Source organism: Salinarimonas soli (assembly GCF_008386575.1).
Lineage (GTDB): Bacteria > Pseudomonadota > Alphaproteobacteria > Rhizobiales > Beijerinckiaceae > Salinarimonas_A > Salinarimonas_A soli.
The window spans coordinates 1-12,863 of the sequence record NZ_VUOA01000053.1 but is presented as its reverse complement, the minus strand read 5'-3'; the positions used below and the strand labels follow the sequence as shown (position 1 = coordinate 12,863).

Genomic DNA, 12,863 nt, shown 5'->3' with positions numbered 1-12,863 from the left:
GGCCGTGATTTTGCGCCCGCAGGGCCGTGGAGGACAGGTGGGAGCGCGGTCCGTGCAGGAACACCCAGGCCGGCGGCCCGCGCCCCGGCAGCCTGGGCGCGCCGCGCTCCTCCAGGCGTCACGCCGCGAGCGCGCTCGCGGCGCGACGCCTGGAGGAGCGCGACGCGCCCAGGCTGCCGGGGCGCGAGCCGCCGGCCTGGGTGTTCCTGCACGGACCGCGCTCCCACCTGTCCTCCACGGCCCTGCGGGCGCAAAATCACGGCCCGGAAGCGGGGGACCGCATTGAATCCGGGGGCGATCGTGCGCATCTTAGAGGGGCGGCAGACGTTCCCGCCGCTTGATCGAGAGGACATGACACTGAACCAAGTGTCTGCGCACGAAGCGGGCACCCATCCGCTTCCCCCTCACTCCGGAGCGGCTGCTCCGCGGTTCGAGGACGTCCGGGCTGCGGCCCGCTATTATATCGAGGACATGAAGGCCGAAGAGCTGGTCGAGATCGACCTCGTCGGCAAGACCTCGATCGCCGATACGATGCTCATCGCCTCCGGCCGCTCGCAGCGCCACGTCGCCGCGATCGCGGAGCGCGTCGTCTCGGGATTGAAGGATGCGGGCTTCGGCAATCCCCGCATCGAGGGCTTGCCGGCCGCCGACTGGGTGCTGATCGATGCGGGCGACATCATCGTCCACATCTTCCGGCCCGAGGTGCGCGGCTTCTACAACCTCGAGAAGATGTGGGGCGCCGATCGTCCGGACGAGCGCCTCGCCGTCTGACCCCGGGGACGACCGCGGTGAAGCTGACGGTCGTCGCCATCGGCCGCCTCAAGGCGGGGCCCGAGCGCGATCTGGTCGAGCGCTATCGCGAGCGGCTGGACGCGACGGGACGCCCTGCGGGCTTCACGGGGCTCGACCTCGTGGAGATCCCCGAAAGCCGCGCCCGGCGCGACGCCGACCGGCGCGCCGAGGAGGCGGGCGCCCTCCTGGCGCGGGCGGGCACGGGTGCCCTCGTCGCCTTCGACGAACGGGGGCGCTCGCCCACGAGCGAGGCCTTCGCGGCGCGGCTCGGCGCCTGGCGCGACGAGGGCCGGGCCTGCGCGGCCTTCGTCGTCGGCGGCCCCGACGGGCTCGACGAATCGGTTCGCCGCCGGGCAGACCTGGTGGTGTCCTTCGGAGCCCTCACCTTGCCCCATCAGATCGTGCGCGCCCTGGTGCTGGAGCAGGTCTACCGCGCCGTCACCATCCTGACGGGCCACCCCTATCACCGCGGAGGCGAGCCGTGAGGGGCGGGTGGGCGAAGCTCCGGAAGGCTACGGCCGAGGGAGGCGTGGTCACGGCCGATCGGCCGGCGATCCTTCGTGCGCGGACACCGCCGTCACCCCCCACCCCAGCCCTCCCCCGCAAGGGGGGAGGGAGCCCGGCGGCGCTCGCCCTCGCGCTTCTCCTTCTCGCCTCCCCTGCCCTCGCCCAGGCTCCCGCCGATCCCCCGTCCGCCGAGGAGCGCGAGCGCAAGGCCGCCGAGCTGAAGCGGCTGGAGGAGGCGATGGCCGCTTCCGCCGACGCACGGCGGGCGCTGGAGGCGGAGATCGGCGAGCTCAAGACCGACCGGGCCCGGCTCGCCGCCGCCCTCGTCGACACCACCGGGCGCGTGCGCTCGGCCGAGGAGCGTGCCGAGGCGCTGGAGCGGCGGCTTGCGACGCTCACCGGCAGCGAGACCGCGATCCGCCGTTCGCTGGAGGCCCGGCGCGGGGTCATCGTGGAGGTGCTGGCGGCGCTCCAGCGCATGGGGCGGCGCCCGCCCCCCGCCGTGCTCGCGAGGCCCGAGGATATCCTGGAGGCGATTCGCACCTCCATGCTGCTCGGCGCGGTCCTGCCCGAGCTGCGCCAGGAGGCCGAGACGCTCGCGGGCGACCTCGCCGAGCTCGTGCGCCTGCGCGAGGCCATCGCCCGCGACCGCGAGACCCTGACCCGCGAGGCGGCCAATCTCGCCCGCGAGCGCCAGCGCCTGGAGGCCCTCGTCGCCGCGCGCCAGGATCGCCTCGTCCAGGCGGAGCAGTCGGCGGGCAGCGAGCGCGACCGAGCCGCGAATCTCGCCGCCCAGGCGCAAACTCTCAAAGATTTGATCGACCGCATGGAGCGCGAGGTGGCGGCGGCGCAACGGGCCGCCGAGGAGGCCAGGCGCGCCGCCGAGACGCAATCGAAGGAGACCCGCGAGCGTTTCGCGGCGCTCGCCTTCCGCGATCCGGCGCGTCTGGCCCCCAAGATCCCGTTCCAGGAGGCGCGCGGCGCCCTGCCGACACCCGTTTCGGGCGAGATGGTGCGGGGATTTGGCGCGCCCGACGGGGTTGGCGGAACGGCCCGCGGCATCTCATTTTCGACACGAGCAGGAGCGATCGTGTCTTCGCCCGCGGATGGATGGGTGGCGTTCGCGGGGCCCTTCCGGTCCTTCGGGCGACTCTTGATCATTAACGCCGGGGGTGGGTACTATCTCCTCCTGGCGGGGATGGAGCGGATCAACGTCGAGGTCGGCCAGTTCGTCCTCGCAGGCGAGCCCGTCGCGGTGATGGGGACGGAAACGGCTTCGGCCGCGTCCGCCGGCACGCCGGGATCGGGCGATCCGGTTCTGTATGTCGAGTTTCGTAAGGATGGCGGGTCGATCGACCCGGCGCCGTGGTGGCACAAATCGCAGAGCGAAAAGGTTCGCGGGTAATGCGCAAGATTTCCCTCATGATGATCGGCGCGTTCGTGGGCGCGAGCGCCACGGCGCTGGTGTCGCAGACGCAGCTCCTGTCGAGCACGAGCGCCGTCGCCGCCTCGGCGGAGACGTACCGTCAGCTCAGCCTGTTCGGTGACGTCTTCGAGAAGATCCGGACGGACTACGTCGAGAAGCCCGACGAGTCGAAGCTGGTCGAGTCCGCCATCAACGGCATGCTCACCTCGCTCGACCCGCATTCGAGCTACATGGATCCCAAGAGCTTCCGCGACATGCAGGTGCAGACCCGCGGCGAGTTCGGCGGCCTCGGCATCGAGGTCACGATGGAGGAGGGCCTGATCAAGGTCGTCGCCCCCATCGACGAGACCCCCGCCGCCAAGGCCGGCGTGATGTCGAACGACATCATCACCCACATCGACGACGAGCAGGTCCAGGGCCTCACCCTCAACCAAGCCGTCGACAAGATGCGCGGCCCCGTCAACACGGCGGTGCGCCTCAAGATCCAGCGCAAGGGCGCCAAGGAGCCCCTGGAGATCAAGGTCAGCCGCGACGTGATCCGCATCCGTCCGGTGCGCGCCCGCGTCGAGGACGACGTGGTGGTCCTGCGCGTCACGCAGTTCAACGAGCAGACCTTCGAGAACCTCAAGGCCGCCATCGAGCGCCACACCAACGAGGTGGGCGCCGAGAAGCTGAAGGGCTTCGTGGTCGACCTGCGCAACAACCCGGGCGGCCTCCTCGACCAGGCGATCATGGTCTCGGACGCCTTCCTCGACCGCGGCGAGATCGTCTCGACCCGCGGCCGCAACGCCGACGAGACCCAGCGCTTCAACGCCAAGGGCGGCGACCTCACCAAGGGCAAGCCCCTGGTGGTGCTGATCAACGGCGGCTCCGCCTCGGCCTCCGAGATCGTGGCCGGCGCCCTCCAGGATCACAAGCGCGCCATCGTCATGGGGACGCGCTCCTTCGGCAAGGGCTCGGTGCAGACCATCATCCCGCTCGGCGGCAACGGCGCGGTGCGCCTCACCACGGCGCGCTACTACACGCCGTCGGGCCGCTCGATCCAGGCCAAGGGCATCGATCCCGACCGCGAGGTCACGCAGGACATCCCGGACGAGCTCAAGGGCAAGGACGAGACCAAGGGCGAAGCCGGGCTTCGCGGCCACCTGAAGAACGACAAGGACGAGAAGGGCGGCTCCTCGGCCTACATCCCGACGGATCCGGCCAAGGACAAGCAGCTCATCGCGGCTTACGAGTACCTGCGGGGCCAGCGCCAGGGCGCGGCCGTCACCCCCGCCCCGACCAAGGTCCCGAACTGATCGCACCTGCGCTCACCGGCAACGCCCTCCCCCGCGGAGGGCGTTTTCGTTTGGGGGCTCGCCGGCCCGTGTCCCAGCCGCGCTCTCGGACGCCGTCCATCCCGAACCGATCGCGTCGGCGGACCGGTTTTCGCTTCACCCCTGCGCCCGGCCCCGCTAGCCTTGGGACCAGTTGAGAGGTGCGCATGCCGGCCCTTGCCATCGCCGTGTTCTCGGACGTGATCTGCCCCTGGTGCTATCTGGGCAAGCGGCGCCTGGAGAGCGCCCTCGACCGGCTCGGCCTGCGGGAGACCACGACGGTCACCTGGCTGCCCTACGAGCTCAATCCCGCCATGCCGCCCGAGGGCATGGAGCGGATGGCCTATCGCGAGGCGAAGTTCGGGCTCGCGAAGGCGGTGCAGCTCGACGCCCAGATGACGGCGCTCGGCGAGGCGGAGGGCGTGGCCTTCGCCTTCGGCCGCCAGACCCGCACGCCCTCCACGCGCCGCGCCCACAAGCTCATCGCCCACGCCACCCGGCTGGGGAACGCCGATCCCGTGGTCGAGGCCCTGTTTCACGCCTATTTCGAGGAGGCGCGCGACATCGGCGACCCGGCGGTGCTCCGCGAGATCGCCGCCGGGGCGGGCCTCGACCGCGACGCCGCCATGGCCGCCATGGAGGACGACCTCCTCGACCGCCAGGTGGCGGAGCTCGAGGCGGAGGCCGGGGAGAGCGGCATCTCCGGCGTGCCCTTCTTCATCATCGACGGGCAATGGGCGGTCTCGGGCGCCCAGCCCCCGGAGCAATGGGTCGAGGCGCTCACGGGACTGGGCGCCACGGCGTAGACGGCCCCCAACCTGGACCGCGCGGGGCGCCGGTGGTAACCCGGCGCCCACGCAAGCCACAGCGCCAGAGAGCCCCCATGTCCGAACGGCTGTCCCTCTCCAAGGGCAAGATCCGCGTCCTCCTGCTGGAGGGCGTCAACGACAGTGCGGTCGAGCTCCTGCGCGCGGCGGGGTACACCAACGTCACCCGCCTGCCCAAGGGCCTCGACGGCGAGGCGCTGCGGGAGGCGATCCGGGGCGTCCATATCCTGGGCATCCGCTCGCGCACCCAGCTCACGGCGGAGGTTCTGGAAGCCGCCGACCGGCTGATCGCGGTGGGCTGCTTCTCGGTGGGCACCAACCAGGTCGACCTGGAGGCGGCGCGGCGCAACGGCATCCCGGTCTTCAACGCGCCCTTCTCCAACACCCGCTCGGTGGCCGAACTCACCATCGCCGAGATCGTGATGCTCATGCGCCGGGTGTTCCCGCGCTCGACGTCGGCCCATGCGGGCGGCTGGGACAAGTCGGCGGTCGACAGCCAGGAGGTGCGCGGCAAGACGCTCGGCATCGTGGGCTACGGCAATATCGGCTCGCAGCTCTCCTCGCTCGCCGAGGCCATGGGCATGCGGGTGATCTATTACGATCACACCGACAAGCTGCGCTACGGCAACACGGAGCCCGTGGGCTCCCTCGACACGCTGCTGGCCGGGTCCGACGTGGTGAGCCTCCACGTGCCCGAGACCCCGGCGACGCAGGGCATGATCGGCGCGCGCGAGATCCGGCTCATGAAGCCCGGCGCCTATCTCATCAACAACAGCCGCGGCACCGTGGTGGACCTCGACGCGCTGGCCGACGCCTTGCGCGACGGGCATCTGCGGGGCGCCGCCGTCGACGTGTTCCCGCAGGAGCCCGCCTCCAACAACGAGCCCTTCGTCTCGCCGCTACAGAACCTGCCCAACGTGATCCTCACCCCCCATGTCGGCGGCTCGACGGAGGAGGCGCAGGAGCGCATCGGGGCCGAGGTGGCCCGCAAGCTCGTGGACTATTCCGACATCGGCTCCACCTTCGGGGCCGTGAACTTCCCCCAGGCCCAGCTGCCGAGCCGCCCCACGGGCACCCGCTTCATCCACGTCCACCGCAACGTGCCCGGCGTCCTCACCCGCCTCAACGAGATCTTCGCCCGCCGCGGCCTCAACATCGCGGCCCAGTTCCTCCAGACTGATGGCGAGATCGGCTACGTGGTCATCGAGGCCGACGGCACCCGCGAGGACAGCGAGGCGGTCCTGGAGGAGGCCCGCGCCATCGAGGGCACGATCCGCGCGCGCCTGCTCTACGAGCGGGGGTGAGCGGCGTCCGCGTTCCCATCCCCTTTGCGGGCAGGGGTTGGGGGTGATGGCGGAGGTGGAGCAGAACAGGGCTCACCCGTTCGGACGACGACCTCTCCGGGTTAGGACACCGCCGTCACCCCCTCCGAAAGCCGGGTCGCCGACTCGGGCCGAGTCGGCTATCACGCGGTGATTCGGGGGAAGGCCGACCCATGATCGTCGGGGTGCTGAACCAGAAGGGCGGGGTGGGCAAGACCACGATCGCCGTGAACCTCGCGGCCCATTGGGCGCGCGCGGGGCGGCGCGTGCTGCTCGTGGACGCGGATCCGCAGGGGTCGTCGCTCGCCTGGTCGTCAGCGCGGGAGCGCGACCCGCTCTTTCCCGTGGTGGGCATGGCGAAGCCCAGCCTCCACCGCGACCTGCCGGCGCTCGCCCGCAACTACGACCTCGTGGTGATCGACGGCGCGCCGCGGGTGAACGAGCTCGCCCGCTCGGCGATCCTCGCCTCCGACATCGTGCTGATCCCCGTCCAGCCCTCTCCTTACGACGTGTGGGCGGCGGCCGACATCGTGCAGCTCGTGGGCGAGGCGCAAGGCTTCAAGCCGGGCCTGCGGGCAGCCTTCGTCATCAATCGCAAGATCGCCAAGACCGCCATCGGCCGGGACGTGAGCGCGATCCTCGATTCCTTCCCCCTGCCCGTCCTCGACGCCGCCCTGCGCCAGCGCGTGATCTATGCTGAGAGCGCCGCGCAAGGGCTCTCCGTCCCCGAGGTCCAGCCCCGAGGCGAGGCCGCCCGCGAGATCGCCGCGCTCGCCAAGGGCATCGCCGACCTGCACCTGCAAAGGGAGGCCGCATGAGCAAGAAGACCGTCCGGTTCAAGCTGCATGTCGCGGGCGAGACCCCGGGGACCGCGGGCGCCAGCGCCGAGGCCTGGATCGGCGCCGCCAAGGGCCGCCCCGATGCCGGAGCGCACGGGGATGAGCAGCAGCCCCGCCCCGATCCCGATCTCGTGGGCCTCGCCGACGCCATGACGGCGCTCGCCCAAGGCGCCCAGGACGCCGTGCGGGCCGGCGCCTCCTTCGACCGGGGCCCCGCCGCCGACGCCCTGGAGCGGGTGCTGCGGGCCAAGACGGCGTCCGAGCTCGCCGCCGCGCAAAACGAGCTCGCCCGCGCGGGCCTGGAGCAGGGCTTCCTCCAGATGAGCCGCGCCACCCAAACCTGGGCTGACGCGGTCGCCGCCGCCGCCCGCTGCCTCTCGCCGCGGCGCGGCTGACTCCGCTTGGCGATGGGGCCGAAGCGGCTGTCTCTCCCAGTCTCACCCTCGTCCTGAGGCGCCCTGCGTAAGCCGGGCCTCGAAGGGCGCTTCAGGGATCTCCAGCCGGCTCACGAGCGTGATGCGTGCTTCGAGACGCGCTCTACGAGCGCTCCTCAGCATGAGGGGGGGTGGAGTTCCCTCATTCCGAGCCCGTCTCCCAGGGCCGGGCCGGAACGATTGGCGGAAGGCCGTCGTTTCGGCTATTATTCGCGTACGAACGATCCCGTCCGCAGGATCTGGGGCATCAGGGGGCCCGGCTCATGTCCAACCTGAACGTGGAACGCGTCACCGAGGTCAGGCACCACACCGACAGCCTGTTCTCGTTCAAGACGACGCGCGACCCGTCCTTCCGCTTCCTCAACGGCCAGTTCACGATGATCGGCCTCCAGGTCGACGGACGGCCGCTGCTGCGCGCCTATTCGATGGTCTCGGCCAATCACGAGGAGGAGCTGGAGTTCTTCTCCATCAAGGTGCCGAACGGCCCCCTCACCTCGCGGCTCGCCCATATCAAGCCCGGCGACGAGATTCTGGTGGGCCGCAAGCCCACGGGCACCCTGGTCCAGGATGCGCTCCTGCCGGGCAAGCGGCTCTATCTCGCCGGCACGGGCACGGGGCTCGCGCCGTTCATGAGCGTGGTGAAGGACCCGGAGGTCTACGAGCGGTTCGAGACCGTGGTGCTCCTGCACGGCACCCGGCACGTGGCCGAGCAGGCCTACAACGACTTCCTGACCCACGGCCTGCCGGAGGACGAGTATCTCGGCGACCTCGTGCGCGAGAAGCTGAAATACTACCCCACCGTGACCCGCGAGGCCTTCGTCCACCAGGGCCGCGTCACGGATCTCCTCGCCTCGGGCAAGGTCGGCGAGGATCTCGGCCTGCCACCCCTCGACCCGGCCCACGACCGCGTCATGATCTGCGGCTCGCCGGCCATGCTGAGGGATATGGTCGACATGCTGGAGGCGAAGGGCTTCGACGAGGGCTCCACGAGCCGCCCGGGGCACTACGTGATCGAGAAGGCCTTCGTGGAGCGGTAGCCAATCCCCCTCCCCCTTGTGGGGAGGGGCTAGGGGTGGGGGTCGGGGCGCCATCCGCCGTCAGTGCAGGATCAAGCCTGTACGCCCGTGCGTGCTCCCCTCCCTAGCCCCAGCTCCGACTTTTCGACCCCCACCCCTAACCCCTCCCCGCAAGGGGGAGGGGGTTCAGGCTTTCATACGCCCGAACCAGCGCCCCACGCCCCGCGCATAGGCCCCAAAGGTCTCGCCGAGCCAGCTCTCCAGATAGGCTTCCTCCAGCCGGATCTGCACCGAGAGCGCCATGTAGGTGCCCGTGAGCGCCGCGAGGCTCAGCGCGTGGGGGATGGCGAGCGTTACCCCGCCTGCCGCGAGCATCATCCCCAGGAAGACGGGATTGCGCGACCAGGCGAACACCCCGTCGGTGACGAGCTTCGGCTTGTCCGAGGTTGGGATACCCACCCGCCAGGCCTTCCCCATGGCCCGCTGGCCCATCGCGACCATGACGACCCCGCCCAGCATCAGCGCGATCCCCGCCCAGGCGAAGCCCGGCCCGACGAGGAGCGGCACGGCGCCGAGCGAGCGCAGGGCCCAGGCCGGCACGATCGCCCAAGTGACGAGGACGAAGGCCCACACGGCCACGAGCCCAACGAAGGCGCGGCCCAGAAATCCCGGCGCGTCGTCGCCCAGGGGCAGCACCCAGGGCTCCACGCCCGCTTTGCGCAGCCGCAGCGAATGGGCCGCGACGGCGGCGCCGGCCGCGGCGGCGAGCGCGAGGGGAAGCCAGGAGGACGGATTCACGGGCGGGCTCCCTTGCGGCGGCGTTTCGCGGCTGTGGACAACGGCGTCCCCGGCTCTAGCACGGCGGGGCGGCGCTCGTGACCCCTTGCGCGCCGCTGCCGTCACGTTAACGTTCGCATACGAACGAACCCGCCCGGGCGGGACGGGGACCACGCGAGCGATCATCTCATCCTTATCCGTCAGCGAGGACAAGCCATGACCCTTCGACACCCCACCCGCCGCGCCGTCGTCGGAGGCCTCGCGGCGGCGCCCCTGGTGCTCGGGTCCGGCGCGCACGCCCAAGGGTCGGGGCCGATCAAGATCGGCGAGCTCAATTCCTACAGCCGCATGGCCGCCTTCGCGGTGCCCTACCGCAACGCCATGCAGATGGCGGTGGACGAGATCAACAAGGCGGGCGGCATCAAGGCCATCGGCGGGCGCCCCCTCGAGATCGTGTTCCGCGACGACGGCTCGACGCCGGGCGACGCGGTGCGGGTCGCGGAAGAGCTCGTCACCCGCGAGAACGTGGCGTTCCTCGCCGGCACCTTCCTGTCGAATGTCGGCCTCGCGGTGGCGGATTTCGCCAACCAGCGCAAAACCCTCTTCCTCGCCACCGAGCCCCTCACCGACGCGCTGACGCTCGCCGGCGGCAACCGCTACACCTTCCGCGTCCGCCCCAACACCTACATGCAGACGAAGATGCTCGTCGACGCCGTGAAGGCGAAGGGCGTCAAGCGCTGGGCCATCGTGGCGCCGAACTACGAGTACGGCCAGTCGGCGGCGGCGAACTTCAAGAAGCTCATGGGCGAGGCCGTGCCGGGCTTCGAGGTGGTGGCCGAGCAGTTCCCGGCGCTTGGCCGCGTGGACGCGGGCGCGACCGTGGGGGCGCTCGCCCAGGCCAAGCCCGACGGCATCTTCAACGTGCTCTTCGGCGCCGATCTCACCCCCTTCGTCCGCGAGGGCAACACCCGCGGCCTGTTCGAGCGGCGCACGGTGGCGAGCCTGCTGACGGGCGAGCCCGAATACATGATGCCGCTCGGCGAGGAGACGCCCGAGGGCTGGATCACCACGGGCTACCCCTGGGAGCAGATCGAGGACCCGAAGCACAAGGCCTTCGTCGCCGCCTATCGCGCCCGCTTCAACGACACGCCGCGGCTCGGCTCGTTCCTGGGCTACGTGGTGGTCTATCTCATGCGCGACATGCTGGAAAAGGCGGGCTCCACGGAGACCGAGGCCATGGTCAAGGCGCTGGAGGACCTGCCCTTCGAGACCATCGTCGGCCCCGCGATCATGCGCGGGATCGACAACCAGGCGACGCTCGGCGCCTGGGTGGGCGAGACCACGCTGAAGGGCCGCCAGGGCGCCATGAAGAACTTCCGCTACGTCGACGGCCGGGACTACATGCACCCGGAAGCCGAGGTGAAGGCCGCCCGCAAGGACTGACCCCAGGCATCCCCGCTCCAGCGACGAGGCACCCCCGGCCCCATGGATCCCTCCTTCCTCGTGATCCAGTCCCTTTCGGGGCTCGCCAGCGCCTCGTCGCTCTTCGTCATCGCCTCCGGGCTCACCATCGTCTTCGGCGTCACCCGCATCGTGAACTTCGCCCACGGCTCCCTCTACATGCTGGGGGCCTATCTGGCGGTCACGATCGTCCCCCGCCTCCTCGACCTCCACTACTCGCCCTGGACCTTCTTCGCGGGCGTGCTCCTCGCAGCCCTCGCCGTGGGGCTCGTCGGGATCGCCATGGAGTTCCTGCTCCTGCGGCGGATCTACCGGGTGCCGGAACTCTTCCAGCTGCTCGCCACCTTCGGCATCGTGCTCATCGTCCAGGATCTCGTTCTCGCGATCTGGGGGCCCGTCGACATCCCCGGGCCCCGGGCGCCCGGCCTGCGCCACGGCGTCGAGATCCTCGGCCAGCGCTTCCCGGCCTACGAGCTCTTCCTCATCGCGGTGGGGCCGCTGGTGCTGGGCCTCCTCAGCCTCCTCATGCGCAAGACGCGCTTTGGCGTCCTCATCCGGGCCGCGACCCAGGACCGGGAGATGGTCGGCGCGCTCGGGGTCAACCAGGCGCTCCTCTTCACGGGCACCCTGTTTCTCGGCGCGTTCCTGGCGGGCCTCGGCGGCGCGCTCCAGATCCCGCGCATCGCAGCAAGCCCCCACATGGACGTCACGGTGATCACCGACGCCTTCGTGGTGACCGTGATCGGCGGCATGGGATCGGTGCCGGGCGCCTTCCTCGCCGCCCTCATCATCGGCCAGCTCCAGGCCTTCGGCATCCTCGTCTTCCCGAAGGTGACCCTGGTGCTCGTCTTCCTGCTCATGGCCGTGGTGCTCGTGATCAAGCCCTGGGGGCTTCTGGGCCGGCCGGACGTGGCGGCGGGGCGCTCGCTCATCCCGGAGGGCATCCTCACCCTGCGCCGGTTCGGGCGGATCGAGACGGCGCTCGCGGTTCTCGCCGTGGCGGCGCTCCTCGCGATCCCGCTGCTCGGCGACAACTACAAGATCAAGGTCGCCATCGAGGTGATGGTCTTCGCGCTCGCCGCCTTCTCGCTCCAGTTCCTCATGGGGGTGGGCGGCCTCGTCTCGTTCGGGCACGCGGCCTATTTCGGCCTCGGCGCCTATGCGGCGGGGCTCCTCGTCACGGGGCCGCTGAAGCTTCCCATGGAAGCCGCGATCCTCCTCGCGCCCCTTGCCGCCGCCCTCGGCGCGGCCCTGTTCGGCTTCTTCCTGGTGCGGTTGTCGGGCATCTACCTCGCCATGCTGACCCTCGCCTTCGCGCAGATCGTCTATTCGGTCTGCTTCCAGTGGGTGGAAGTCACCGGGGGCGACAACGGGGTGGTGGGCGTCTGGCCCTCCGCCTGGGCCTCGTCCCGCGCCGTCTATTTCTACCTCGTGGCGGCCGGCACGCTTCTCGCCATCGCGGCCCTGCGCCACGTGATCTACGCCCCCTTCGGCTACACCCTGCGCGCCGCCCGCGACTCCGCCACCCGGGCCGACGCCATCGGCATCGACGTGAGCACCCACCGCTGGCTCGGCTTCATCCTGGCGGGGGCGGCGGCGGGCCTGGCGGGGGGGCTCTACGCCTTCTCGAAGGGCTCCATCGACCCCACCATGATCTCGATCCCCATGTCGGTGGATTTCCTCGCCATGATCCTGGTGGGCGGCATCCGCACGGTGGTCGGGCCCCTGCTGGGGGCCGGGGTGTTCCACGCCCTGAAGGACTTCTTCATGCCGCTCACCGATTACTGGCGGCTGTTCCTGGGGCTCTCCATCATCGCCATGGTGCTCGTCTTCCCGCAGGGCCTCGCCGGCGCCGCCGACCGCCTCACCGGCCGCCGCAGCCGCGCCCCCGCCCCCGAGGAGCAGCCGGCATGAGCGCCTCTTCGAGACCCGTGCCGCCGCGCTCCCTCCCCCCTTGCGGGGGAGGGCTGGGGTGGGGGGTGACGGCGGTGTCCCATCCGAAAAGGTCACCAGCCGAACGGTTGCGCCCTGTTCTGCACCACCTCAGCCGTCACCCCCAGCCATAACCCCTCCCCGCAAGGGTGAGGGGAACCTGTCGCGACCCGTCCGAACGCTTAGTGCAGGACTGGTTACGCGACGCCGGGCG

12 protein-coding genes are annotated in these 12,863 nt (G+C 70.8%); 11 read left to right on the top strand and 1 reads right to left on the bottom strand.

Annotated features, from left to right (window positions below; translation table 11 throughout):
• The first annotated feature begins 471 nt into the window (after positions 1-471).
• The 9 genes from rsfS to F0L46_RS24460 all read left to right on the top strand — a co-directional run bounded on the left by rsfS (position 472) and on the right by F0L46_RS24460 (position 8,500).
• Complete coding sequence (gene rsfS, locus F0L46_RS24500; protein ID WP_149822246.1) at positions 472-771, top strand: ribosome silencing factor; 300 nt, start codon at positions 472-474, stop codon at positions 769-771.
• A 17-nt stretch (positions 772-788) separates the two neighbouring features.
• Entirely contained in the window at positions 789-1,277 is a 489-nt protein-coding gene (gene rlmH / locus F0L46_RS24495; protein ID WP_149822245.1) for a 23S rRNA (pseudouridine(1915)-N(3))-methyltransferase RlmH, read from the top strand.
• Between the two features lie 44 nt (positions 1,278-1,321).
• Positions 1,322-2,704 carry a murein hydrolase activator EnvC family protein gene (locus F0L46_RS24490; protein ID WP_240540144.1) on the top strand — a complete coding sequence of 461 codons (1,383 nt, stop codon included), beginning with the start codon at positions 1,322-1,324 and terminating at the stop codon, positions 2,702-2,704.
• Positions 2,704-4,023, top strand: coding sequence for a S41 family peptidase (locus F0L46_RS24485; protein WP_149822244.1), 1,320 nt, complete (start codon positions 2,704-2,706; stop codon positions 4,021-4,023). Before F0L46_RS24490 ends, F0L46_RS24485 begins: the two co-directional genes overlap by 1 nt.
• A 185-nt stretch (positions 4,024-4,208) precedes the next feature.
• Complete coding sequence (locus F0L46_RS24480; RefSeq protein ID WP_149822243.1) at positions 4,209-4,847, top strand: DsbA family oxidoreductase; 639 nt, start codon at positions 4,209-4,211, stop codon at positions 4,845-4,847.
• 77 nt (positions 4,848-4,924) lie between these two features.
• Positions 4,925-6,172, top strand: coding sequence for a phosphoglycerate dehydrogenase (gene serA, locus F0L46_RS24475; RefSeq protein ID WP_149822242.1), 1,248 nt, complete (start codon positions 4,925-4,927; stop codon positions 6,170-6,172).
• Positions 6,173-6,363: 191 nt separating this feature from the next.
• Entirely contained in the window at positions 6,364-7,008 is a 645-nt protein-coding gene (parA, locus tag F0L46_RS24470) for a ParA family partition ATPase (RefSeq protein WP_149822241.1), read from the top strand.
• Positions 7,005-7,424: a hypothetical protein gene (locus tag F0L46_RS24465; RefSeq protein ID WP_149822240.1), complete on the top strand. Its 420-nt coding sequence runs from the start codon at positions 7,005-7,007 to the stop codon at positions 7,422-7,424. Before parA ends, F0L46_RS24465 begins: the two co-directional genes overlap by 4 nt.
• Before the next feature lie 302 nt (positions 7,425-7,726).
• Positions 7,727-8,500: a ferredoxin--NADP reductase gene (locus F0L46_RS24460; protein ID WP_149822239.1), complete on the top strand. Its 774-nt coding sequence runs from the start codon at positions 7,727-7,729 to the stop codon at positions 8,498-8,500.
• A gap of 165 nt (positions 8,501-8,665) precedes the next feature.
• On the opposite strand, the gene F0L46_RS24455 is transcribed toward F0L46_RS24460, so the two are convergent.
• Entirely contained in the window at positions 8,666-9,277 is a 612-nt protein-coding gene (locus F0L46_RS24455; protein WP_188312133.1) for a methyltransferase family protein, read from the bottom strand.
• A gap of 195 nt (positions 9,278-9,472) precedes the next feature.
• On the opposite strand from F0L46_RS24455, the gene F0L46_RS24450 reads away from it, so the two are divergent.
• The gene (locus tag F0L46_RS24450) at positions 9,473-10,699 is read left to right on the top strand and encodes an ABC transporter substrate-binding protein (protein WP_149822237.1); all 1,227 of its coding nucleotides are present in this window, start codon (positions 9,473-9,475) and stop codon (positions 10,697-10,699) included.
• Positions 10,700-10,741: 42 nt separating this feature from the next.
• Positions 10,742-12,631, top strand: coding sequence for an ABC transporter permease (locus F0L46_RS24445; RefSeq protein WP_149822236.1), 1,890 nt, complete (start codon positions 10,742-10,744; stop codon positions 12,629-12,631).
• Positions 12,632-12,863: the final 232 nt, after the last annotated feature.